This is a genomic window from Mycobacterium ahvazicum (genome assembly GCF_900176255.2).
Taxonomy (GTDB): Bacteria; Actinomycetota; Actinomycetes; order Mycobacteriales; family Mycobacteriaceae; genus Mycobacterium; species Mycobacterium ahvazicum.
In genome coordinates, this window is sequence record NZ_FXEG02000002.1 from 1,236,714 (window position 1) to 1,258,069 (window position 21,356).

At 66.6% G+C, this 21,356-nt stretch carries 22 protein-coding genes and 2 tRNA genes; 11 read left to right on the top strand and 13 right to left on the bottom strand.

Translation table 11 applies throughout. From position 1 onward, the window contains the following. The first annotated feature begins 46 nt into the window (after nucleotides 1-46). Nucleotides 47-118 (top strand) — tRNA-Gln (locus MAAFP003_RS08175). 72 nt (nucleotides 119-190) lie between these two features. Next, nucleotides 191-263 (top strand) — tRNA-Glu (locus MAAFP003_RS08180). 5 nt (nucleotides 264-268) lie between these two features. Here the strand turns inward: MAAFP003_RS08180 and MAAFP003_RS08185 are convergent. Continuing rightward, a complete protein-coding gene (locus MAAFP003_RS08185) occupies nucleotides 269-781 on the bottom strand; it encodes a pyridoxamine 5'-phosphate oxidase family protein (protein WP_096285960.1) in 513 nt (170 codons plus the stop codon). Nucleotides 782-859: 78 nt separating this feature from the next. Next, nucleotides 860-1,561, bottom strand: a complete 702-nt coding sequence (locus MAAFP003_RS08190) for an IclR family transcriptional regulator (protein ID WP_096285962.1) — start codon at nucleotides 1,559-1,561, stop codon at nucleotides 860-862. 81 nt (nucleotides 1,562-1,642) lie between these two features. Between MAAFP003_RS08190 and leuC the strand changes: the two genes are divergently transcribed. The 3 genes from leuC (at nucleotide 1,643) to MAAFP003_RS08205 (ending at nucleotide 4,530) form a co-directional block, all read left to right on the top strand. Continuing rightward, complete coding sequence (gene leuC, locus MAAFP003_RS08195) at nucleotides 1,643-3,073, top strand: 3-isopropylmalate dehydratase large subunit (protein WP_096290970.1); 1,431 nt, start codon at nucleotides 1,643-1,645, stop codon at nucleotides 3,071-3,073. 20 nt (nucleotides 3,074-3,093) lie between these two features. Next, a complete protein-coding gene (leuD, locus tag MAAFP003_RS08200) occupies nucleotides 3,094-3,690 on the top strand; it encodes a 3-isopropylmalate dehydratase small subunit (protein ID WP_096285964.1) in 597 nt (198 codons plus the stop codon). A gap of 213 nt (nucleotides 3,691-3,903) precedes the next feature. Continuing rightward, the gene (locus MAAFP003_RS08205; RefSeq protein WP_096285966.1) at nucleotides 3,904-4,530 is read left to right on the top strand and encodes an HU family DNA-binding protein; all 627 of its coding nucleotides are present in this window, start codon (nucleotides 3,904-3,906) and stop codon (nucleotides 4,528-4,530) included. Nucleotides 4,531-4,596: 66 nt separating this feature from the next. Here the strand turns inward: MAAFP003_RS08205 and mutT1 are convergent, their stop codons facing one another. The 3 genes from mutT1 to cofC all read right to left on the bottom strand — a co-directional run bounded on the left by mutT1 (nucleotide 4,597) and on the right by cofC (nucleotide 8,531). Next, on the bottom strand, nucleotides 4,597-5,544 hold the full coding sequence (mutT1, locus tag MAAFP003_RS08210) for an 8-oxo-(d)GTP phosphatase MutT1 (protein ID WP_096290971.1): 948 nt from the start codon (nucleotides 5,542-5,544) through the stop codon (nucleotides 4,597-4,599). Nucleotides 5,545-5,616: 72 nt separating this feature from the next. After that, entirely contained in the window at nucleotides 5,617-7,800 is a 2,184-nt protein-coding gene (locus MAAFP003_RS08215; protein ID WP_096285968.1) for an RNA degradosome polyphosphate kinase, read from the bottom strand. 80 nt (nucleotides 7,801-7,880) lie between these two features. Further along, on the bottom strand, nucleotides 7,881-8,531 hold the full coding sequence (cofC, locus tag MAAFP003_RS08220) for a 2-phospho-L-lactate guanylyltransferase (protein ID WP_096285970.1): 651 nt from the start codon (nucleotides 8,529-8,531) through the stop codon (nucleotides 7,881-7,883). A gap of 123 nt (nucleotides 8,532-8,654) precedes the next feature. On the opposite strand from cofC, the gene MAAFP003_RS08225 reads away from it, so the two are divergent. Next, on the top strand, nucleotides 8,655-9,677 hold the full coding sequence (locus MAAFP003_RS08225; RefSeq protein ID WP_096285972.1) for an NAD(P)H-dependent glycerol-3-phosphate dehydrogenase: 1,023 nt from the start codon (nucleotides 8,655-8,657) through the stop codon (nucleotides 9,675-9,677). Between the two features lie 88 nt (nucleotides 9,678-9,765). Further along, on the top strand, nucleotides 9,766-10,875 hold the full coding sequence (locus tag MAAFP003_RS08230) for a D-alanine--D-alanine ligase family protein (RefSeq protein WP_096285974.1): 1,110 nt from the start codon (nucleotides 9,766-9,768) through the stop codon (nucleotides 10,873-10,875). Here the strand turns inward: MAAFP003_RS08230 and MAAFP003_RS08235 are convergent. After that, on the bottom strand, nucleotides 10,872-11,444 hold the full coding sequence (locus MAAFP003_RS08235) for a DUF3515 domain-containing protein (protein WP_096285976.1): 573 nt from the start codon (nucleotides 11,442-11,444) through the stop codon (nucleotides 10,872-10,874). The two genes, MAAFP003_RS08230 and MAAFP003_RS08235, sit on opposite strands and share 4 nt — an antisense overlap. Before the next feature lie 148 nt (nucleotides 11,445-11,592). Between MAAFP003_RS08235 and MAAFP003_RS08240 the strand changes: the two genes are divergently transcribed. Further along, nucleotides 11,593-12,561, top strand: coding sequence for a thiamine-phosphate kinase (locus tag MAAFP003_RS08240; protein WP_096285978.1), 969 nt, complete (start codon nucleotides 11,593-11,595; stop codon nucleotides 12,559-12,561). A 9-nt stretch (nucleotides 12,562-12,570) separates the two neighbouring features. Beyond that, nucleotides 12,571-13,254, top strand: coding sequence for a uracil-DNA glycosylase (locus MAAFP003_RS08245; RefSeq protein WP_096285981.1), 684 nt, complete (start codon nucleotides 12,571-12,573; stop codon nucleotides 13,252-13,254). 2 nt (nucleotides 13,255-13,256) lie between these two features. On the opposite strand, the gene MAAFP003_RS08250 is transcribed toward MAAFP003_RS08245, so the two are convergent. Genes MAAFP003_RS08250 through MAAFP003_RS08265 form a run of 4 tightly spaced genes read right to left on the bottom strand, consistent with a single transcriptional unit; the run spans nucleotide 13,257 to nucleotide 16,976 of the window. Beyond that, complete coding sequence (locus tag MAAFP003_RS08250; RefSeq protein ID WP_096285983.1) at nucleotides 13,257-14,087, bottom strand: oxidoreductase; 831 nt, start codon at nucleotides 14,085-14,087, stop codon at nucleotides 13,257-13,259. Nucleotide 14,088: 1 nt separating this feature from the next. Continuing rightward, complete coding sequence (locus tag MAAFP003_RS08255) at nucleotides 14,089-15,333, bottom strand: DUF1214 domain-containing protein (RefSeq protein WP_096285985.1); 1,245 nt, start codon at nucleotides 15,331-15,333, stop codon at nucleotides 14,089-14,091. Then, on the bottom strand, nucleotides 15,326-16,528 hold the full coding sequence (locus tag MAAFP003_RS08260; RefSeq protein WP_096285987.1) for a sulfotransferase family protein: 1,203 nt from the start codon (nucleotides 16,526-16,528) through the stop codon (nucleotides 15,326-15,328). The genes MAAFP003_RS08255 and MAAFP003_RS08260 overlap by 8 nt, the downstream gene beginning before the upstream one ends. A gap of 4 nt (nucleotides 16,529-16,532) precedes the next feature. Further along, nucleotides 16,533-16,976 carry a nuclear transport factor 2 family protein gene (locus MAAFP003_RS08265; RefSeq protein ID WP_096285989.1) on the bottom strand — a complete coding sequence of 148 codons (444 nt, stop codon included), beginning with the start codon at nucleotides 16,974-16,976 and terminating at the stop codon, nucleotides 16,533-16,535. 61 nt (nucleotides 16,977-17,037) lie between these two features. Here MAAFP003_RS08265 and MAAFP003_RS08270 point away from each other — a divergent pair, with 61 nt between their 5' ends. Beyond that, on the top strand, nucleotides 17,038-17,937 hold the full coding sequence (locus MAAFP003_RS08270; protein WP_096285991.1) for an SDR family NAD(P)-dependent oxidoreductase: 900 nt from the start codon (nucleotides 17,038-17,040) through the stop codon (nucleotides 17,935-17,937). An 8-nt stretch (nucleotides 17,938-17,945) separates the two neighbouring features. On the opposite strand, the gene MAAFP003_RS08275 is transcribed toward MAAFP003_RS08270, so the two are convergent. Together MAAFP003_RS08275 and MAAFP003_RS08280 are read right to left on the bottom strand one after the other, a co-directional pair. Then, on the bottom strand, nucleotides 17,946-18,452 hold the full coding sequence (locus MAAFP003_RS08275) for a hypothetical protein (protein ID WP_096285993.1): 507 nt from the start codon (nucleotides 18,450-18,452) through the stop codon (nucleotides 17,946-17,948). A gap of 53 nt (nucleotides 18,453-18,505) precedes the next feature. Next, nucleotides 18,506-20,167 carry a putative alpha/beta hydrolase gene (locus MAAFP003_RS08280; RefSeq protein ID WP_096285995.1) on the bottom strand — a complete coding sequence of 554 codons (1,662 nt, stop codon included), beginning with the start codon at nucleotides 20,165-20,167 and terminating at the stop codon, nucleotides 18,506-18,508. Between the two features lie 60 nt (nucleotides 20,168-20,227). Between MAAFP003_RS08280 and MAAFP003_RS08285 the strand changes: the two genes are divergently transcribed. Next, nucleotides 20,228-21,049: a mycofactocin-coupled SDR family oxidoreductase gene (locus MAAFP003_RS08285; RefSeq protein ID WP_096290972.1), complete on the top strand. Its 822-nt coding sequence runs from the start codon at nucleotides 20,228-20,230 to the stop codon at nucleotides 21,047-21,049. 6 nt (nucleotides 21,050-21,055) lie between these two features. Here the strand turns inward: MAAFP003_RS08285 and rpmB are convergent, their stop codons facing one another. Further along, complete coding sequence (rpmB, locus tag MAAFP003_RS08290) at nucleotides 21,056-21,250, bottom strand: 50S ribosomal protein L28 (protein WP_036467958.1); 195 nt, start codon at nucleotides 21,248-21,250, stop codon at nucleotides 21,056-21,058. Nucleotides 21,251-21,356 lie beyond the last annotated feature (106 nt).

Here is a 21,356-nt window from a genome sequence, read left to right on the forward strand (position 1 = left end):
GAAGAAGTACGGGAAAACGCTCTGAACAGCGGTTTTAGGCAGCCAATGGGGTATGGTGTAATTGGCAACACAGCTGATTCTGGTTCAGCCATTCTAGGTTCGAGTCCTGGTACCCCAGCAAAGTCGGTTCACTGCAAGCGATTAGGTGGCCCCCGTCGGGTGAGCTATGCTGGCAGCTCGGATCGGTTCTGGCCCCGTCGTCTAGCGGCCTAGGACGCCGCCCTCTCACGGCGGTAGCGTGGGTTCGAATCCCATCGGGGCTACATATTTATTGGCCGGTCCCCAGCACGGCCGGTGCGGTGGAACCACCCACCGGCATCGGCGGCAATCCCAGTTTGCGGTGATCCCACGAGCGCGCACGCCGCGCGACGATGCGCACGCAGACGCGCTTGTTCATCATCTGCTCGACGAACGGCTTCATCTCGTCGGTGTAGGGGCCGGTGTAGCGCTCCCAGACACTGACGCCGACCCGGTGCGCGACGTCCGGATCGTCGACGATCTCGGCCACGCCTTCGAAGGCAACCCCGCGCAGCGTGTCATAGGTGTCACCGTCCTCGATCAGGAAGGTCACCCGGGGGTCGCGGGTCAGGTTGACCGCTTTCTGAGACTTGGCCTTCGTCTCCAGCCAGATCTCTCCGTCGACGACGGCGTACCACATGGCGGTCAAGTGCGGCTGGCCGTCCGAGCCAATGGTGGCCATTGTTCCGGTGCGGCTCTTGACGACGAAATCGGCGATCTCATCGTCGGACATGACGATGCTGGCGCGCTGGTTGGTTCCCATCGCGTCAGTCTGTCAGCGGCGGATTTTGAGTGTGCGCTCAGGGCGTCCTGGACGCACACTGACCGTCCTGGACGCACACTAGAGACGGCGAGCCATGGCGTCGGCGGCCGACAGCAGGTCGGCCGCCCAGCGCGCGCCCGGGCGCCGGCCGATGCGGTCGATGGGGCCCGATACCGAGATGGCGGCGACGACCACGCCGCGACCGTCGCGCACCGGCGCCGAGACGCTCGCGACCCCCGGTTCGCGCTCGGCAACGCTTTGCGCCCAACCGCGCCGGCGTACTTCGGCCAGCGTCCGGTCGGTGAACTTCGCCGTCGCCAGCACCGCTTTCTGAGTAGCGACATCGCTGTGTGCCAGCAGCACTTTGGCTCCCGAGCCCGCCGTCATCGGCAACCGCGCGCCGACCGGAACCGTATCCCGAAGGCCCGCAGACGGTTCCAGGGCGGCCACGCAAACCCGCGATGTGCCCTCACGCCGATACAGCTGCACGCTTTCGCCGGTGGTCTCGCGCAATTGGGGGAGTACCGCGGCACCGGCCGCCAGCAACGGATCGTTGACGTGCGCGGCCAGTTCGCTCAGCGCGGGACCCAGTTGCCAACGACCTTCGTCGTCACGGGCCAGCAGGCGATGTACCTCCAGCGCGGCCGCCAGCCGGTAGGTGGTGGCCCGCGGAAACCCGGTTCGCTCGCACAGTTCGGCTAACCCGCAGGAAGATTCCGCGACGGTATGCAGCACATCCACGGCTTTATCCAGGACGCCGATGCCGCTATGCTGTCTCATAGAGAGATACTAGCGTCTCGCATTCTGAGATCACCAGCCCTGTTGGTCATCGAGGCGCAACAAGTGATTGAGGTGACTCCGATGGCAGCTGCGCACCAGCCGCGCACCCTGGCCGAAAAGGTTTGGGACGACCACGTTGTGGTATCCGGCTCGACAGGCGACGGGGTCAGCGCGCCCGACTTGATTTACATCGACCTGCATTTGGTGCACGAGGTCACCAGCCCGCAGGCGTTTGACGGCCTGCGCCTGGCCGGCCGGCCGGTGCGCCGGCCCGATCTGACGCTGGCCACCGAGGACCACAACGTGCCGACCGTCGATATCGACCAGCCGATCGCGGACCCGGTATCGCGCACTCAGGTCGAGACATTGCGGCGCAACTGCGCCGAATTCGGTGTGCGGCTGCATCCGATGGGCGACATCGAGCAGGGCATCGTGCATGTGGTCGGACCCCAATTGGGGTTGACCCAACCGGGAATGACGATTGTCTGTGGGGACAGTCACACATCTACCCACGGCGCATTCGGCGCGCTCGCGATGGGCATCGGCACTTCGGAGGTCGAGCATGTGCTGGCCACTCAGACATTGCCGTTGCGCCCCTTCAAAACAATGGCGGTCAACGTCGACGGCGAATTGCGGCCCGGCGTTACGGCCAAAGACATCATCCTGGCGCTGATCGCCAAGATCGGCACCGGCGGCGGGCAAGGCCATGTCATCGAATACCGGGGCAGCGCGATCGAATCGCTGTCCATGGAAGGCCGGATGACGGTCTGCAACATGAGTATCGAAGCCGGGGCGCGGGCCGGAATGGTGGCACCGGACGAGACCACCTACGAATTCCTGCGGGGCCGCCCGCACGCGCCGACCGGTGCGCGGTGGGATGCCGCGTTGCAGTATTGGCAACAGCTGCGCACCGACGACGGTGCCGTCTTCGACACCGAGGTCTATCTGGATGCGGAGTCGTTGACCCCGTTCGTCACCTGGGGCACCAATCCGGGCCAGGGCGTGCCGCTGGGTGCGGCGGTGCCGGACCCCGAATTGATGACCAACGACGACGAGCGGCAGGCCGCCGAGAAAGCGTTGGCGTATATGGACCTTCGGCCCGGCATGCCGATGCGCGAGATCGCCGTCGACGCGGTGTTCGTCGGGTCTTGTACCAACGGTCGTATCGAAGATCTTCGGGTGGTGGCCGATGTGCTGCGTGGTCGCACAGTGGCCCAGGGCGTGCGGATGCTGGTCGTGCCGGGTTCGATGCGGGTGCGCGCACAAGCCGAAGCCGAAGGCCTCAGTGAGGTATTCGTCGCCGCCGGCGCCGAATGGCGGCAGGCCGGCTGCTCGATGTGCCTGGGCATGAACCCTGATCAGCTTGCGCCCGGCGAGCGTTGCGCCGCGACGTCCAACCGCAACTTCGAAGGGCGCCAGGGCAAAGGGGGCCGTACGCATTTGGTATCGCCGGCCGTCGCGGCGGCGACCGCGGTCCGCGGCACATTGTCTACCCCGGCCGACTTGAACTGAAAACGAAATCGAGGACGAAAATGGAAGCCTTTCACACCCACACCGGGATTGGCGTGCCGCTGCGGCGCTCCAATGTCGATACCGACCAGATCATTCCCGCGGTCTATTTGAAGCGGGTCACCCGAACCGGTTTCGAGGACGGCTTGTTCGCGACATGGCGCTCAGATCCGTCATTCGTGCTCAATCTCAGTCCATTTGACCGAGGTTCGGTCTTGGTCGCCGGACCCGACTTCGGGACCGGATCGTCGCGCGAGCACGCGGTGTGGGCGTTGATGGACTACGGGTTCCGGGTGGTCATCTCGTCTCGATTCGGTGACATTTTTCGGGGCAACGCGGGCAAGGCGGGGCTGCTGGCGGCCGAAGTCGGCCAAGACGGTGTCGAACTGCTTTGGAAGCTGATCGAGCAGAGTCCAGGACTGGAAATCACTGCCAATCTTCAAGATCGAAATATCACCGCGGGAACGACGGTGCTGCCGTTCAAGATTGACGACCACACCGCTTGGCGACTGCTCGAAGGGCTCGACGATATAGCCCTTACGCTGCAGAAACTCGACCAGATCGAATCTTTTGAGTCGGCCCGTCCGGACTGGAAACCGCGCACGCTGCCCGCCCCGTGAACGGTTGATCGGGGTGCCAATTACCCCGATCGCCTTAGCTAGCAAGGCTTATTTTTCGCCCGCGTCACCGGCCAAGGGCGGCAAGCAGATTCCGGAATTTCCTGTCGCATAGCCGTGAAATTGCGCGTGGCGCTTGGCAATTTGCTAGGTGAGGGTTTACCGTGTTCGCTAGTCGGTTCCCAAAATGGGACCACTGGCTTCGGAGGGTTTTGGATGAACAAAGCAGAGCTCATAGATGTGCTCACACAGAAATTGGGCTCGGACCGTCGGCAGGCGACCGCCGCCGTCGAGAATGTTGTCGACACCATTGTGCGTGCGGTACACAAGGGCGACAGCGTGACCATCACCGGGTTCGGTGTGTTCGAACAACGGCGCCGCGCAGCGCGTGTGGCCCGCAACCCGCGGACCGGTGAGACGGTGAAGGTAAAGCCGACGTCCGTCCCCGCGTTCCGCCCGGGTGCTCAATTCAAAGCGGTTGTTGCTGGCGCACAGCGCCTCCCGTCGGAAGGACCGGCCGTGAAACGTGGTGTTGTCGCAGGGGCAGCCAAGAAGGTTGCCAAGAAGGCTCCCGCCAAGAAGGCTGCGGTGAAGAAGGCCGCGACCAAGGCTCCCGCCAAGAAGGCCGCGACCAAGGCGCCGGCTAAGAAGGCCGCGACCAAGGCCCCGGTCAAGAAGGCCGCGACCAAGGCCCCGGTCAAGAAGGCCGCGACCAAGGCCCCGGTCAAGAAGGCCGCGACCAAGGCTCCGGTGCGTAAGGCCGCGACCAAGGCTCCGGCTAAGAAGACTGCTGCCAAGAAGGCGCCGGCCAAGAAGACGGCCGCCAAGCGCGGTCGCAAGTAACTCAACCGAGTTCAGACGCGAATACCCTTCGGGCGGCATTGCTGCCCCCGAAGGGTATTTCGTGTATCAGGCCCGAACGTTGGCGGCCAACGCGCCACCGATGTGATCGGCCGCCACCAGTCGGCCCTCGGACAGCGACAGCACCCAGGTGCTGCCCTTGTGGTTGCGTGACTTGTCCGGGTCCACGCCGTCGCGTTCGCACCACCAGGTGATCAGATCCGGAATCACCTTGCCCTGCGTGCAGATCACCGGTGTGCCCTCGCGGCCGGCGATGCGCAGCATCCGCTGCCGGCCCCGTTTGGGGCTCTTGGCGTACGCCTCTTCGGTGAGCGTGGACTCGCTCTCGATGCTCACACCCAGTTCCTCGGCGAGTGGTTCGACCGTCTGATGGCAGCGCACCCGATCGGCGGCGTACACGTCGGTGACGCCGAACGCCATCAGCTGGGCGACCAGCGCCTCGGCTTGCGCGCGTCCTTTCTTGTCCAGCGGTCGCTTGGTGTCGTCGCCGGAAAAGCGTGACTTCCGGCCTGCGGTGCCGTGCCGCACCACCAACACGGTATGCGTGTCGGCGGGCTGTTTCATGAAGCGCCGCAACACATTTCGGTCCTGAGTGTAGTCGAGCTTCTTCATCGCGGCAGCGACGGGCAACCAGATCAGTTCGTCGACCTCTTTGCCCGGCACGAATTTGCCGCCGGTGCTGCGCGCCGCCCAGTAGTACACCTTCTTGACACCCGCGTCGATCGGATAGCTCACCTTGGCCAGGCGCCGGCCGAGGACGGCGTGGTGCCCGGTCTCCTCCAGTACTTCGCGTACTGCGGCCATGGGCGCCGTTTCACCCGGGTCCACCTTGCCCTTGGGCAACGACCAGTCGTCGTAGCGGGGGCGATGGATGAGCGCGATCTCCAGCTCGGGGTTGTCCGAATCAGCACTGCTGTGTCGCCACAGCACCGCGCCTGCGGCGTAGACGATCCGCTTCCCTGAGCGCCGACCGCCCGACGAGTTCTGGTCCGACAACTTACTCCTGCAGGTCAATTCGGCCAGCGCCATGCCGGCCATCGGGTGGCCTGGAAAATTACCACATGGGCGTTAGGCGCCCCGGTGCCGCTCCATCAGCGACTCCTGGTGGTCGCGCACGGAGTGACCTTCCCGTGGCGACGCGATCCACTGCCCGTCGGCCTCGAGCTCCCAGCACCGCGTGGACGGGTCCAGCGCCGAGTCGAACAACTCGTTCAGATAGGAGGTCAGCTTCGGATCCTTGACCTGAACCAGCGCCTCGACGCGACGGTCGAGATTGCGGTGCATCATGTCGGCGCTGCCGATCCAGAACTCGTTGAGGCGATTGAAATGCATGATCCGCGAGTGCTCCAGGTACCGGCCGAGGATCGAGCGCACGGAGATGTTCTCCGAGAACCCTTCTGCGCCCGGGCGCAGCGCGCAGATTCCGCGCACCACCACCTCGACTTGCACACCGGCTCGCGAGGCGCGATACAACGCGTCGATCACCTGCTCGTCGACCAGAGCGTTCATTTTCATCCGGATCCGGCCGCCGCCGTGTTCGCGGTGCGCCGCGATCTCGAGATCGACGCGTTCGATGATGCCCGTCCGAATGCTGTGCGGCGCAACCAACAGATTGCGGTAGGAAACCTTGCGCGAGTAGCCGGTCAGCGAATTGAACAGATCGGTCAGGTCGGCCCCGATTTCGGGAGACGCGGTGAGCAGACCGACGTCCTCGTAGAGCCGCGCCGTCTTTCCGTTGTAGTTGCCGGTCCCAATGTGGCAGTAGCGCCGGATGGTTGAACCTTCGCGGCGCACCACCAGACACGTCTTGCAGTGCGTCTTGAGCCCGACGTAGCCGTAGACGACGTGCACGCCCGATTGCTCAAGGGTGCGTGCCCAGCGGATGTTGGCCTGCTCGTCGAAACGTGCCTTGATCTCCACCATTGCCACGACTTGCTTTCCGGCCTCGGCGGCTTGGATCAGCGCCCGAACGATCGGCGAGTCACCGGAGGTGCGGTACAGCGTCTGTTTGATCGCCAGCACGTTGGGGTCGGCGGCGGCCTGCTCGATGAATCGCTGCACGCTCGTGGAGAACGACTCATACGGATGGTGAAGCAGCACATCGCCTTCGCGCAGCGTCGCGAAAATGCTCTTGGGTGTTTCCTTGTCGGCGAACGCCGGGCTGGTGGCCGGGACGAAGGTCCAGTCCTTGAGCGCCGGCCGGTCGATGCCGTAGATCTGCCACAGCGACGAGAGGTCGAGCAGCCCGGGCACTTCGATGACATCGCTGGGATTTACGTCGAGTTCGCGCAGCAGCAGCTCCAACATGCCCTCGGTCATGTCGTCGGAGATCTCGAGTCGCACCGGCGAACCGAACCGCCGGCGCGCCAATTCCCGCTCCAGCGCCTGCAATAGGTCTTCGTCGCGGTCCTCTTCGACCTCATAGTCGGCGTTGCGGGTAATGCGGAACGTGTGGTGTTCGACGATCTCCATGCCGGGGAACAGCTCCGGGAGGAACGCCGCGATCAGCTCCTCGGTCGGCAGGTAGCGGACGACGGCTTGTCCCTCGTTTCCGCCCTCCTCGCCGCCGAGTTCGACGAAGCGATCGACGTTGTCGGGCACCTTGACTCGGGCGAAGTGCTGGCCACCACCGTCCTTGACCGTGACGGCCAGGTTCAGGCTCAGCCCGCTCACGAACGGGAACGGGTGCGCTGGGTCCACGGCGAGCGGGGTCAGGACCGGGAAGACCTGCTCGGTGAAATAGGTCGACAGTTGGTCGCGCTCAGCCTGATCCAAATCGGCCCACGTGACGATATAGATGCCTTCTTGCGCGAGCGCCGGGCGCACCGAGTCGAGGAACTCGCGCGCATGCCGGGTCGCGATCCGCTGCGTCTGCTCGCCGATGCGGGCCAATTGCTCGCGCGGCGTGAGGCCGTCGGCCGAGCGGACGGACAACCCCATCTCGTCGCGACGCTTGAGGCCGGCCACCCGGACCATGTAGAACTCGTCGAGGTTCGACGCGAAGATCGCCAGGAACTTAGCCCGCTCCAACAACGGCAGCGAGGTGTCGGCGGCCAGTGCCAGCACTCGCGCGTTGAAGTCCAGCCAGCTCAGCTCACGGTTGAGGTACCGGTCCTCCGGCAGCGCATCATCGATCACCGCGTGGGTGGTAGCAGGGGGAGCGCCCAGGGCGCTGTCGCCGTGTTGCCACACGGTTTCGTCAATCCGTGCTTCAGCTTCGATTTCGGTCACGAGGGAATCATTGCTCATCACCGGGTGGTGCTGCTAGCGCTCGGTAGACATCCATCCGCCGTTGGCGTGCCGTTCATCCTCCGGACAGGTTTGCTACGCCCTCAGGGGTGGGCGATAGCGCGGGCGGTTGACCCGCCAATGCCGAGCCGGCGGGCAGCGGCCAAATCGGCGGGGGTGTCGACGTCGCAGCGCAGGCCGGGCCACGCGCCGGGCAGCTCGATCGCACCCGAACGACGATGTCGCGCGGCCGAATCCGAGCCGAACTGTGGCTCCAGTGCCGTGCCGAATGCGCACAAAGCCGCGGTGCCGGTGGCCAGCCGGTCGGCGACGAAGCTGCGCCGGTGCGCGCGTGCCGCGGCGATCGCCTCGGCCAGCTCCTGGGTCTGTAACGCGGGCAAATCACCTTGCAGCGCAACAACATTGGCGAACGACTCCGCGACGAAGCGTTCGGCGGTGGCGATCGCATGGTTCAGCGGATCGTCGTGGCCCTCGGGCGTCGGGTCGGCGATCACCTGCGCCCCGAGCCGTACCGCCGCGGCCGCCGCGGCGTCGTCGGGGGTGACGACCGTGATCGAGCCGACGGCGGCGACGCCGGCCGCGGCCGTCACGGTGTCCACCAACATGGCCAGCACCACGCTCTCGCGGGTCCGCGCCGAGAACACCGGAGCCAGTCTGGTCTTGGCGGCGGCCAACCGCTTGACGGCGATGATCAACGCGACATCGCCGGCGCCGTCACCCCGGGTGCCGCTCATGGCGTCAATCCTGCCAGCGCGCGTCGCCGCGCCGGTCGCGAGCCGTCATGGTGACGGCGGCGGGTCGCTGTTCTAGGGTGTAGCGGCTGCAGATGCCGCGTTTGTTACAGATCGGGATGGGAAATGGCCAGCACAGCGGGCGCCGTTGCGGTGATGGGCGCCGGAGCATGGGGAACGTCGCTGGCCAAGGTGCTCGCCGAGGCCCTCGAGGGGACCGGAGCGCAGATCAGGCTGTGGGCGCGGCGATCCGATGTCGCCGAACAGATCAACGCCACCCGCTACAACCCCGCCTACCTGCCCGGCACCCTGCTGCCGCCGGGTATCCGGGCCACCGCCGAGGCGGCCGAGGCGTTAGACGGCGTGACGACGGTGCTGCTGGGCGTCCCGGCGCAGAACCTGCGCAGCAACCTCGAGCAGTGGGCACCCCTGATCGCCGACGGCGCGACCCTGGTCAGCCTCGCCAAAGGCATCGAGCTGGGCACCCTGATGCGAATGAGTCAGGTCATCGTCTCGGTGACAGGCGTCGACATGTCGCAGGTGGCGGTGATCTCCGGGCCGAACCTGGCCAGTGAAATCGCCGAATGTCAACCCACCGCCACCGTGGTCGCGTGCAGCGACTCCGGGCGCGCGGTCGCCCTGCAGCGCATGCTGAACACCGGCTACTTCCGCCCGTACACCAACAGCGACGTGGTCGGCACCGAGATCGGCGGGGCCTGCAAGAACGTGATCGCGCTCGCGTGCGGGATGGCGGCCGGCGTCGGGCTGGGCGAAAACACCGCCGCGGCGATCATCACCCGGGGTCTGGCCGAGATCATGCGGCTTGGCATCGCGCTGGGCGCCAAGGGCGCGACCCTGGCGGGCCTGGCCGGCGTTGGCGATCTGGTCGCTACCTGCACATCTCCGCATTCGCGCAACCGGTCGATGGGTGAGCGCCTGGGACGGGGCGCAAGCATGCAGGCGGCGCTGGAAGGAAAGGACGGCCACGTCGTCGAGGGCGTGACATCGTGCGAATCCGTGCTCGCGTTGGCGTCCAGTTACGACGTCGAGATGCCGCTCACCGATGCGGTACACCGGGTCTGCCACAAGGGACTCTCGGTGGACGACGCGATGGCCCTGCTGCTGGGCCGCAGCACCAAGCCGGAATGAGCGCGCCGCCGGCCGCCGTTCCGGCAATACCCCGCCACACCTCGGCGACCTGACCCGTTGGCATCCCAACCGGTAGCCTCTCCAGGTTGTGAACGCCAGTAGCCGGGTGCGCGTCGCCGTTGTCTTCGGTGGGCGCAGCAACGAACACGCCATTTCGTGCGTGTCCGCGGGCAGCATCCTGCGCAACCTCGATCCGCAACGATTCGATGTGGTCGCGATCGGCATCACCCCCGAAGGCTCGTGGGTGCTCACCGACGGCGACCCGGACGCGCTGGCGATCAGTGACCGGCAACTGCCCGGGGTGACCACCGAATCGGGAACCGAGCTGGCCCTGCCGGCAGATCCGCGCCGCGGCGGCCAGCTGGTGTCGCTACCGCCGGGCGCCGGTGAAGTCCTGGGTTCGGTCGACGTGGTCTTCCCCGTTCTGCACGGACCCTACGGCGAGGACGGCACGATCCAGGGGCTGCTCGAACTCGCCGGTCTGCCCTACGTCGGCGCCGGTGTGCTGTCCAGCGCCGTCGGGATGGACAAGGAATTCACCAAGAAGCTGCTTGCCGCCGAGGGGATTCCGGTCGGGCCGTATGTGGTGCTGCGCCGGTCGCGGCAGACGCTGGCGCCCGAGGAGCGCGAGCGGCTGGGCCTGCCGGTGTTCGTCAAACCCGCGCGCGGTGGTTCCTCGATCGGGGTCAACCGGGTCGCGAGTTGGGATGCACTGGCCGCCGCGGTGGCCGATGCACGCCGGCACGATCCGAAGGTGATCGTCGAAGCCGCGATCAATGGTCGCGAGCTGGAGTGCGGTGTGCTCGAAATGCCGGACGGCACAATAGAGGCCAGCACGGTAGGTGAGATCCGGGTGGCCGGTGTGCGCGGTCGCGAGGACGGCTTCTACGACTTCGAAACGAAATACCTCGACGACGCAGCCGAATTGGATGTGCCCGCCAAGGTCGATGACGAGATCGCAGACGACGTGCGTCAATTGGCGATCCGGGCGTTCAGGGCCATCGACTGCCAAGGCCTGGCCCGGGTCGACTTCTTCCTCACCGAGGACGGGCCGGTGATCAACGAGGTCAACACGATGCCGGGGTTCACCACGATCTCGATGTACCCGAGGATGTGGGCGGCCAGCGGCATCGACTACCGGAGTCTGCTGGCCACCATGGTGGAAACGGCGCTGGCCCGGGGCACGGGTCTGCGCTAACGCTCACCGGGCCGGGCGGGGTCGATCGGCACCGCCGTGACGGTGCGGTCGATCACCTCGGAAAGCTGCTGGATCGGTGTCGGTCCGGATCCCGACGGCAGGGTGAGCGCCAGATACACCGGCCGGTCCACCGTGTACCAGGTGGATCTGCCTGCGTCACCGGCGGATTGCTGCTCGGCCGCCACCTCGAACCACTGCACCCGGTCGACGATCTGGATCGGGGACCCCACCACAAAGGCGGTCGGACGGTCGAGCCCGCAGCGCAGGACCAACGGCTCGTTGCCGGTTCCGGTGCGCCAGGCGGCCGCGCCCTCGGGTGCCGGCTGTGCCAGCGGCGCGCGCTGATAGTCGCCGAGCCGCTGTGGCAGCGCCGCCGACAGCGCATGGCATGCGGGGCTGTCGGCCTGCGGCGCCGGCACCGTGGGAAGGGCGACCGGCTGCGGCGGCGCTTCGCGGGTAGCGGCGATGACCAGCACGATGCCGATGGCCAGGACCGCCACCACAACCGCGGCAATCAGCAGGGCCCGCGGCGGTCCGCCTGGGTCGTCGGAGTCCGAACCGGTCATCATCGCCCGGCCGTCGACGCCCGAAGCGTCGAGAACCGGGCACCTCCCATCTCATACACTGGCGCCGTCCGCCCGCGCGGGCAGGGACCAAACTTACCGCAGGTCGGGCCGCTGTACGAGAGCCGTGTAGTACCACGCCGGAGGAGCTGACGTGCGCGAAGAAGTATCCGGCGAGTCGCCCACCCTGGGGCAGCTCGGTGAATTCGCCGTCATCGACCGGCTGGTGCGCGGCCGGGTTCAGCCCGACGCCGTGCTGCTTGGGCCCGGTGACGACGCGGCGGTGGTATCGGCCGGCGACGGCCGCAGCGTGGTGTCGACCGACATGCTGGTGGCCGGCCGGCATTTCCGGCTGGACTGGTCCACGCCGCATGACGTCGGCCGCAAGGCGATAGCCCAGAACGCCGCGGACATCGAGGCGATGGGCGGGCGGGCCACGGCGTTCGTGGTCGGCTTCGGCGCCCCCGCCGATACGCCGACCGCGGACGCGGACGCGTTGGTGGACGGAATGTGGGACGAGGCCGCGCGAGTCGGCGCCGGCATCGTCGGCGGCGATCTGGTCAGCGCCCCGCTGTGGGTGTTGTCCGTGGCGGTGCTGGGCGACCTGGGCGGCCGGGCCCCGGTGTTGCGCTCGGGGGCGAAGCCCGGCGCGGTGCTCGCCGTCGCCGGCGAACTCGGCCGCTCGGCTGCGGGATACTGGTTGTGGCGCAATGAGATCAGTGGATTCGACCAACTGCGTGCCCGTCATCTGGTGCCTGAGCCGCCCTACGGCCAGGGTGCCGCGGCCGCGGCCGCGGGCGCGCAGGCCATGATCGACGTCTCCGACGGCCTGATCGCCGACCTGCGACATGTCGCCGACGCCTCGGGGGTGGGCATCGACTTGTCCAGCGCGGCGCTGGCGCCCGATCGCGACGCGCTGAGCGCCGCCGCGGCGGCGACCCAGGCCGATCCGTGGTCGTGGGTGCTGGGCGGCGGCGAAGACCACGCCTTGGTGGCCTGTTTCGCCGGCGCGGTGCCATCCGGGTGGCGCGTGATCGGGCGGGTGCTCGACGGGCCGGCGCGGGTGCTCGTCGACGGCGCCGCGTGGCAGGGATACGCGGGCTGGGAGTCGTTCGAAGGTTAGGGTTGCCCGGTGACCGCACGTCCATTGAACGAACTCGTCGAGCAGGGGTGGGCGGGTGCGCTCGAGCCGGTGGCCGAACAGGTGACCAAGATGGGGCAGTTCCTGCGCGACGAGATCGCGGCCGGCCGCAAGTACCTACCCGCTGGTCCGAACGTGTTGCGCGCCTTCACCTTTCCGTTCGATCAGGTGCGGGTGCTGATCGTCGGACAGGATCCCTACCCCACGCCGGGGCATGCGGTCGGCCTGAGCTTCTCGGTGGCTCCCGAGGTGCGGCCGCTGCCGCGCAGTCTGTCCAACATCTTCGACGAGTACGCGGCCGACCTGGGCTACCCGCAACCGTCCTGCGGCGATCTGACGCCCTGGGCGCAGCGTGGCGTGCTGCTGTTGAACAGGGTCCTCACGGTTCGCCCGAGCAACCCGGCGTCGCATCGCGGCAAGGGCTGGGAAGCGGTCACCGAGTGCGCTATCCGCGCCCTGGTCGCGCGGTCGCAGCCGATGGTGGCGATCCTGTGGGGCCGCGACGCGTCCACCCTCAAACCGGTGCTGGCAGAGGGCAATTGCGTGGCGATCGAGTCGCCGCACCCCTCGCCGTTGTCCGCCTCGCGCGGATTCTTCGGCTCGCGCCCGTTCAGCCGCGCCAACGAGCTACTCACCGGGATGGGCGCCGACCCGATCGACTGGCGGCTGCCCTGAGCTCACGATTCGGGGAAGTTCACGTCCTTCGTGACGGCTTTCCACTCTTCGATCGACGCCGACATCGCGGCGATCTTGTCGCGCATCGCCTTCAGCACGTCGCGGCCCAGCAGTAGCCGCAGCGGTGGCTCGTCCAGCGTGGTGACCATCAGCACCGCCTCGGCCACCTTGCGCGGGTCGCCCGGCAGATGGTCGGCGAACTGCTTGATCAGGTCCTTGCGCGCGGCCACGTCGGCGTAGGCGGCGATCGGGTTGCGCGATTCCTTCATCGACCGCGTGGCCCAGTCGGTCCGGAATGCGCCCGGCTCGATCGCGGTCACCTTGATGCCCAGCGGCCGCACCTCGGTGGCCAGCGCCTCGGTCACGGCCTCGAGCGCGAACTTGGTCGACGAGTAGTACGCGTTGGGCGGGTTGGCCACCAGACCGGTCATCGACGAGATGTTGATGATGTGTCCCGCGCCGCGCTCGCGCATGGCCGGCAGTACCGACTTGATCATGTCGACGGCCCCGAAGTAGTTGACGTCGAACAACTTTCGCACCTCGGCGTCCTCGCCCTCTTCCACCGAGGACAGGTAGCCGTGGCCGGCGTTGTTGACCAGGACGTCGATGCCGCCGAACGCCTGCTCGGCCGCCGCTACCGCGGCCGCGATCTGGGCGGCATCGGTCACATCGAGCGCTACGGCGACGGCCCGGTCCCCGAATTCGTCGGCCAGATCCTGCACCGTCTCGGCCCGTCGTGCGGTCACCACCACACTGTGGCCGGCTTCCAATGCGGCGCGGGCGATTTCACGTCCGAAGCCGGTGGAGCAGCCCGTGATCAGCCAGCGCGCCATCTCAGGCCGTCCCTTCCGGCAGCCGGCGCAGATACGCCGCGCGCCGCTGCGCCAGCGTGGTGGCCCGCTCTTGGGCGCTGACCCGCGGCAAGTGCGGCACCTCGGCGTCGAGCCGGTCCAGCTTGATCACTCGTCCGCGGGCCCCGAGGTCCTCGCGCGGGCCGGTCTCGCCGAACTCCGCCATGCGCAGGGTCAGGATGGCCTCGCGCAGGCCGTCGGAGTCGATCCAGTTCGCGACGCCGGGGTCGACCGGCGAGATGACGTAGGTGTAGCTGCCGTCCGCATTGGGCACCGACTGCGCCTTGTTGAGGCTGCCGGTGCGGTCGACGAGATCGAGTGTGGTGCCCCAGATATTGCTCAGTGGCACGGTGAAGTATTCGGCGCCCCCGTCGTTGAGGTCGACGACGAACGCTTCGTCGGGCGCGAGTTCGAAGCGGCCCATCACGTACACCTGGTTGCGCATCGCCCCGACCTTGTCCGCCGACCAGGCCAGGTTGAAATGGTTGGCGGGCATCTTGTAGACGCCATGGCTGAGCTTGCCGGTGAAGTTGGCGAAATACGCCATCATCGCCGCCGTCGCCTCGGCCTGCTCGTCGAGCGTGCGCGCCGCAGTGGCCGGTGAGCTGCCAAGTCGTTGCACCTCAATGTAATTGGGGTCGTCGCGGCCCCAGTCCAGTAGCACATCGCGGATGTAGAACTCGTGAGCCTCCGGGGAGGTCTGCACATGGTTTCTCCGCCCGTCGGCCGGGTCGGCATCCACGGTGATGGTGTAGCTGCCGTCGGAGTCGACCTCCATCGTGCGGCCGTTGAGCACGTTGACGGTGCCCATGTTGGCGTCCCACAGCGTGAAGTAGTTCTCGGTCATGCGGTGCTCGCCGACTCGCCCGCGGATCTCGTAACGCTCGTCGCCCGAGATCGGGATCACCCGATACACGCTGTCGGGATTGTCTATGCCCCAACGTGATCCGGGAATGCGACGGCCCGCAACCGGGTGCGCCAGCCGGGTGATGCAGGTGACCTTGGGCCGCAACTTGTCCTGATTGGACGACCACATCGCCGCCGAGAACATCACCTCGGCGAACGAATCGTCGAACCGCTCGCGCATCGCGTCCGACGCCTTGGCCCGTCCCAGCCAGGTCTCGGCCACCGTGCGATACGCGGTCTTGACGGTGGGATGGGAGATCAGGTCGAGGGCGGCCAGCTCCTGTTCGCGCTGGGATGCGGTCGAGACTGGATCGTCAGGCATGTGCTGTTCCTCCAAGGTGCTGTCCGAAACGCTGGTTGTACATGGTGAATCGCTCGTCGACCTGCTCGGGTAGCAGGCCGTAGTTCGCCAGCCCGTAGGGCGGGCGGGCCGCCTCGCGGGGACGCTCGTTGAGCCATCGCCGCATCGCATCCTCGGCGTGACCGGTGAGCGGCAGGCCGACGGCGTCGTAGACCCGGGCCACCTGTCCGATCGGATCGGCCACCGCGGCGTCGAATCCGATATCGGTCACCACGGCGGCGTCGTCAGTCCAGCCGGCGCGGGTCGACATGGCCCGATCGTTGGTCCAGCCCATCCGCTGCAGCCACTGCTCGCCCACCCGATGCACATCGACGCCGTCGGCGTGCATCGCGTGCAGGGTGGTGTTCAGGCTGGCCCCGGAGGCGATCGTGGTGCGCGGGTCACGGTGCATGTGGACGATGTGCAGGCCGGGGAACCGCGCGCGCAGCAGGTCCAGATACCCAAGGTGCGCAGGCGATTTCAGTACCCAGCGCTGCGCCACCTGTCCGCGCCTGCGCTTCTGCCACTGGATGAACTGCAGCATGCGGTGCAGGTGGTCGTAGGCGGGGGAAAAGTCTTGCTGGTCGAGCCAGGACCGGTAATGCGGAAGGTGCGCACCGGATTCGGGGACGTGGGACAGAAACGCGTCGGCCAGGAAGACGATCTCTTCTTCGGCCTCGCGTGCGTACATCGGGTGGATCGCGAACAGATCCGGCGCCAATTCGCGCGACTTCGCCTCTCGCGCTTCGCTGATCGCGATGCGCGGATCGTCGTCGGCAACACTGAATTCATAGTCGAGCCGCGGCGCGACCTCGACAACCTCCCAGCCGTAGGCGCAGACGAAACGCGGGTCGGCGGCCAGCAGTCGCTGCAGCAGGGTGGTGCCGCTGCGCATCATCCCGACGACGACGATCGGCGCGGCGACCTGCTCGTCGAGGATCTCCGGGTGCCGGCGGATCCACTCCTGGGTGCGAAGCCGCATGCGCAGGCTGTGCACGATGCCGGAGCGCAGGATGTGCACGCCGACGGCGTTGAGGTCGGCGCGCGCGTAGTCGTCCAGCAGCACCCGCAGCGGGCCCTCGAATTCGCCCGGGCCCCAATCGGTTAGCGTCTCTTTGCGCTGCGCGTCGGCCAGCACGCGGTCAAAGGCGCTGTCGAAGGCGCTGGGGGCTGTCACGCGTTCAGAGCTTCAGGTGCTGGCTGACGTCGCCGACCTGGTCGACGAACATGATGCGGCTGTCGAACCACCAGGCGCCGTTGACCCGGTGGAAGGTGTCCTTGTAGTGCCCGGTGACAATCACCTGCAGCGGAAGCTCGGGGGTGGCCTGGGTGACGCAGTAGTAGGACGTGCTGCGTGCGGTGCCCGCGGCCTCGTCGATGTGGAGCTGCACGTTGCTGGTGTTGTGTTTGGTCTTCGGGGTGCCGTCCTGGTAGATCCGGGTGGCCATGTCGTACATCTGGCGCACCCGGGCCGACCCTTCGAACACCGTTTCCGGTGGGCCGTCTTCCATGCCGCAGATGCGGCCATGCGCGAAAAGCCCGGCCACCCCGTCCAGGTCGCCACCGTCGAGGAGCTCGGCGTACCGGTAGATCAGGTTGGTGATTTCGCGTCCGCTGTCACTCATGCAGACCATGTTGGCAGAACTGACCCAACTTACATAGAACCGCCCATTACTCTTAAGCGTCGTGACGACACCTTGGACGCCGAGCCGCCTCGGCAACTTGACCGGCAAGCGAGTCATCGTGACGGGCGCGACCAACGGCGTCGGCCTGGGCACCGCGCAGGCGCTGACCAAAGCCGGTGCACACGTGATCCTGGCCGTGCGCAACACCGACCTCGGCAAGGAGCGCGCCTCTGAAATGTCTGCGATGGGCGGCTCGACGTCGGTGATCAAGCTCGATCTCGCGGACTTGTCCTCGGTGCGGGCGTTCCCCGAACAGGTCGACGGGGACGTCGACATTCTGATCAACAACGCCGGCACGCTCACCGACCATCGCAAGGAAACGGTCGACGGTTTCGAGATGACGCTGGGCACCAATCTGCTCGGGCCGTTCGCGTTGACCAATCTGCTGCTGCCCCGGGTGCGTTCGCAGATCATCAACGTGGGATCCGATGCGCACAAGTCGGCCAAGCTGCGCCTGGACGACATGCACCTGCGTCGCACCAAGTGGACGCGACTGGGCTCCTATGCCATGTCCAAGCTCGCGGTCATGCTGTGGGGGCTCGAGCTGGATCGCCGGTTGCGCGCCGCCGGATCGGCGATCGTCACCCAACTGACTCATCCCGGATGGGTGGCCTCGAACCTGTCGAACATCTCCGACGCGCCGCTGATGTCGTTGGTGCAAAAGGGCGTCACCGTCGTGGCCGACCGATTGGCCAACGACATCGCCGAAGGCGCGGCCACCACGTTGTACTGCATCAGCGAACCGGTGCCGCCGGGTAGCTTCGTCGGTGTCAGCGGCAGGCTCGGCCTGCGCGGCGAGCCGGCGCTGATCGGCCGCACACCGCTGGCGTCAAACTACGACGTGGCCGCCCGCCTGGTGGCCTTCGCCGAAGAACAGACGGGCACCACGCTGGCCGTCTAGCCGCCCGTTCACACGTGCGGCAGCCAGCCGGACCCGTGTGCCGACAGCACGAAGCCATGGCCGTCGGGGTCTTTGCACGCGGTGGTGCCGGCGTTGTCGACGCCGCACATCACGCCGTCCACGGTGATCGAGTGCAGCGGCGGCAGCGTCTTGACTCCGGTCGGCGTGCCCCCGGAGGGTGCGATCTGTTGCAGGCCGGTCCGGGTTCCCATCCAGTTCGTGCGCGCAGCACCCTTGGACGTCGGTGAGGCAGCCGGGATTCCGGGAAGATTGTTTCCCGTGCACTGCGCTTGTCCCGATTGGAAGTTGCAGTTGACGCCGTCCGGGGTAACGAAAAACACTTGCGCCGCAGGTATTCCCGGGGTGGACGCGTCTACTTCGTAGTCCGCGACATTGACCGGTGCATAGCTTGCGATGTCAGGGAACGACGGCGGATCGGCGTGGGCGGTGCAGGCGCTGAACACCGCGGTGACCGCCGGTGCCGCCACTACTGCTGCGAACGCCTTGGTGATCATGTATGTCCTATCGAGAGTTGTGGTCTATCTATTACTTTCGTGCGGCGCGACGATCATGGCCCCGGATTGACCAGAACCTGCTGCACGTTGTACGGGACATTCAGCTGGGTGTTCCACTGGCTGACGAAGATGTTCAGGTTGTCCAGGGTCGAGCCGGGCATGATGTAGCCGCCGTAAGGCTGGGGAACCGAGACCGGGGTGCCCTGATTGTCGTTGTGCGCGATCACGGTTGGAGAATTGCCGCTGAATACGTCCGTCGGAGTGTTGGCGACGCGCACCTCTACTTGATTCACACCCGGGCTGCTGTTGAATCCGGACACCACCGGCTTTCCGCCTACTTCCTGGAAGCTGAGTTCGCCGTACCTGTCCGGGCTCAGCGGTACGGTCGCGACTTCACCGGCTTTGCCCCAGCCGCTGCCGTTCCAGGGTTGCCATGCGCCACGGTCGCTAACGTGCTCGGGATCCACGCGGTACATGGTGACGCCCTGGCTGCGGTCGAAGGAGTCCGCGGCGATGTACACGTTGCCGTCGTTGGCCTGATAGCCGCTGATCTGGGTTGGTTGGCTGGTCAAACTGGTGCCGGGGTGCGGGACATTGTTCGGGTTGGGCGCCGGTGTCCACGGACGCCACGATCCGTCGATGGGCTTCCAGCCACCGGCCGGGTCGTTGGTGACTTTGGTCAGCCACGTACCGCCGTCGGGATTCAGGTCGGTGGTGCCCGCGACCATCATGTACGTGGTGCCGTCGCGCATCCGGATGCTTCCGGCCGGGAGTGTGTTCTTGCCCGCGGCTTGCGGCGGCGGGGGAAACAGGATGGTCGGGCTGCCGTCCGGCCCGGTCAGGGGCTCGCCGAAGTGGGGACGGCCCTGCTCGTCGAAGGTCACCGGCACGGCCACCGACGGGTAATGCGTCCCGTCGTAAGCCTTGTTGCCGGAGAACGAATCCCCGAAGATCGCGAGATAACGGCCGTCTGGCAGCTGCACCACTTCGCCTAGGTCCGCCGCTCCGATTCCGGGGATGCCGGGATTGGCGCCGGTTCCGGCGATCGGACCCAGATTCCGTACCTGGCCGGGTAGCAGCGGGCCTTCGAACCAGCCACCGACGGTCTGCGGCGGGTCGTAGCCTTCGCTGTGCAGGCTCGCCATCGTGGTCTTCAGCGTGCCTTCGTAACCGTTGCGCGTCGCCAGCAGATCGTTGAGCGCAGCCTTGGTGTCATTGATGGCGTTGTCTTCACACGTCGTGATGAAGGCAGCCAGCGCACGCTTATCCGCTTCGCTGAGATCGGCTTGCTTTTCCATTGCCAACGCTTGGGTGATCATGTTGTCGAGCGTCTGCAACTGGCTCTCGAGAGCGGCGATCCGTGCCGCGCCGGCCTTCTGGGCTTCGGCCAGTGCCGCGGCGATCTTTTCCAGGTCGACGCCGATCTTGGGTAACTGCAGCGACTGCGCACCAAGGGATTTGGTGACGCGCTGCACCTCGTCGGAGTCGTTGATCGGATGGCCGCCGTTCTCCCTGTTCCAGGCCGCTTCGAAGCGCTGGCGGGCGTCCGCGAAAGCCTGACTGGATTCGGCGGTGCACACCGCCGCGCCGTGAAAGGCCTCCGCCAAATCGGAAATCTGGGCGGGACGCCCCGCTTGCAGGCTTTGGTTGACGGCCCAGGGATCGCCGCCGGCATGGGCAATGAGCATGGGGATGTTGATCGACTGCAGCTGCATTGTCATAGCCATCCTCCCCTGATGCAGATGGTAAGCCCGCAGGCAGGTACGTTGCCCGTCATGGGTGAACTCGACAATTCGGTAGCCGTCATCACGGGTGCGGCACGCGGCCAGGGACGCAGCCACGCCGTGGCGCTCGCCGAACAGGGCGCCGACATAGTCGCCGTGGACATCTGCGCCGATATCGACGCGATTCCCTATCCGTTGGGGACCAAAGCGGATCTCGAAGAGACCGCGCGCCTGGTCGAAGCCGCGGGCCGCAAGGCGGTGCCCGTCGTCGCCGACGTCCGCGACCTGCCCCAGTTGGAGGCCGGCGTGCAGACCGCGATCGACGAACTCGGCGAGGTGGACATCGTCATCGCCAACGCCGGGGTGGTGGCGATCGGTGACACCGAGATCCGCAACGAGCCGGTGTTCAACTCGATCGTGGACACCAACCTCAAGGGGGTCTGGCACACGCTGCTGGCGACGGTGCCGTCGATGATTCGCGGGGGCAAGGGCGGATCGATTGTGATGGTCAGCTCGTCGCAGGGCCTCACCGGCCGGGGTGGCGACGGCACCGCGGCGATGTTCGCCTACGCCGCATCCAAGCACGGCGTGGTGGGGCTGATGCGTTCGGCCGCCAACGCCTATGCGCCGCACAAGATTCGGGTCAATTCGATCCATCCGGCCGGTGTCATGACCCCGATGATCCTCAACGACTTCGTAGTGAACCGGATGCTGGAGAATCCGAACCCGGCCGTCGCGCAGATGCTGCTACCCGACGTGCCGCTGGTCGAGGCGCAAGACGTGACCGAAGCCGTGCTGTGGCTGGTCGGTCCCCGCGCGCGCTACATCACCGGCGTATCGATACCCGTGGATGCCGGACACATCGTGATGTAGTCGCGGCTAGCCGCGTACGACCTTGCCGGCCTTGATGCAGGACGCGCAGACGTTGAGGCGTTGCTTGTTGCCGCCGGGACGCGCCACCACGTGCACCGTCTGGACGTTCGGGTCCCAGCGCCGGCTGGTGCGCCGGTGGGAGTGCGACACCGACTTACCGAAGCCGGGGCCTTTCCCGCAGATATCGCACACAGCGGCCATCGTTCAAGCTCCTCAAATGTTCGGGGGTCCGGCACGGATTGCGCGCCGCGACAGCCCAGGATACCGACTGTGGTGGGCAACCACCAAAACGATCCACAACTGACGC

What these genes read in the sequence shown, in the direction of transcription:
- MAAFP003_RS08250 (WP_096285983.1), bottom strand. Translation starts at nt 14,087, where the DNA reads ATGGCGCGCTGGCTGATCACGGGCTGCTCCACCGGCTTCGGACGTGAA.
- MAAFP003_RS08185 (WP_096285960.1), bottom strand. Translation starts at nt 781, where the DNA reads ATGGGAACCAACCAGCGCGCCAGCATCGTCATGTCCGACGATGAGATC.
- MAAFP003_RS08225 (WP_096285972.1), top strand. Translation starts at nt 8,655, where the DNA reads ATGGCCAGCACAGCGGGCGCCGTTGCGGTGATGGGCGCCGGAGCATGG.
- leuC (WP_096290970.1), top strand. Translation starts at nt 1,643, where the DNA reads ATGGCAGCTGCGCACCAGCCGCGCACCCTGGCCGAAAAGGTTTGGGAC.
- rpmB (WP_036467958.1), bottom strand. Translation starts at nt 21,250, where the DNA reads ATGGCCGCTGTGTGCGATATCTGCGGGAAAGGCCCCGGCTTCGGTAAG.
- leuD (WP_096285964.1), top strand. Translation starts at nt 3,094, where the DNA reads ATGGAAGCCTTTCACACCCACACCGGGATTGGCGTGCCGCTGCGGCGC.
- MAAFP003_RS08190 (WP_096285962.1), bottom strand. Translation starts at nt 1,561, where the DNA reads ATGAGACAGCATAGCGGCATCGGCGTCCTGGATAAAGCCGTGGATGTG.
- MAAFP003_RS08265 (WP_096285989.1), bottom strand. Translation starts at nt 16,976, where the DNA reads ATGAGTGACAGCGGACGCGAAATCACCAACCTGATCTACCGGTACGCC.
- MAAFP003_RS08255 (WP_096285985.1), bottom strand. Translation starts at nt 15,333, where the DNA reads ATGCCTGACGATCCAGTCTCGACCGCATCCCAGCGCGAACAGGAGCTG.
- MAAFP003_RS08235 (WP_096285976.1), bottom strand. Translation starts at nt 11,444, where the DNA reads ATGATGACCGGTTCGGACTCCGACGACCCAGGCGGACCGCCGCGGGCC.
- MAAFP003_RS08280 (WP_096285995.1), bottom strand. Translation starts at nt 20,167, where the DNA reads ATGCAGCTGCAGTCGATCAACATCCCCATGCTCATTGCCCATGCCGGC.
- MAAFP003_RS08275 (WP_096285993.1), bottom strand. Translation starts at nt 18,452, where the DNA reads ATGATCACCAAGGCGTTCGCAGCAGTAGTGGCGGCACCGGCGGTCACC.
- cofC (WP_096285970.1), bottom strand. Translation starts at nt 8,531, where the DNA reads ATGAGCGGCACCCGGGGTGACGGCGCCGGCGATGTCGCGTTGATCATC.
- MAAFP003_RS08285 (WP_096290972.1), top strand. Translation starts at nt 20,228, where the DNA reads ATGGGTGAACTCGACAATTCGGTAGCCGTCATCACGGGTGCGGCACGC.
- MAAFP003_RS08205 (WP_096285966.1), top strand. Translation starts at nt 3,904, where the DNA reads ATGAACAAAGCAGAGCTCATAGATGTGCTCACACAGAAATTGGGCTCG.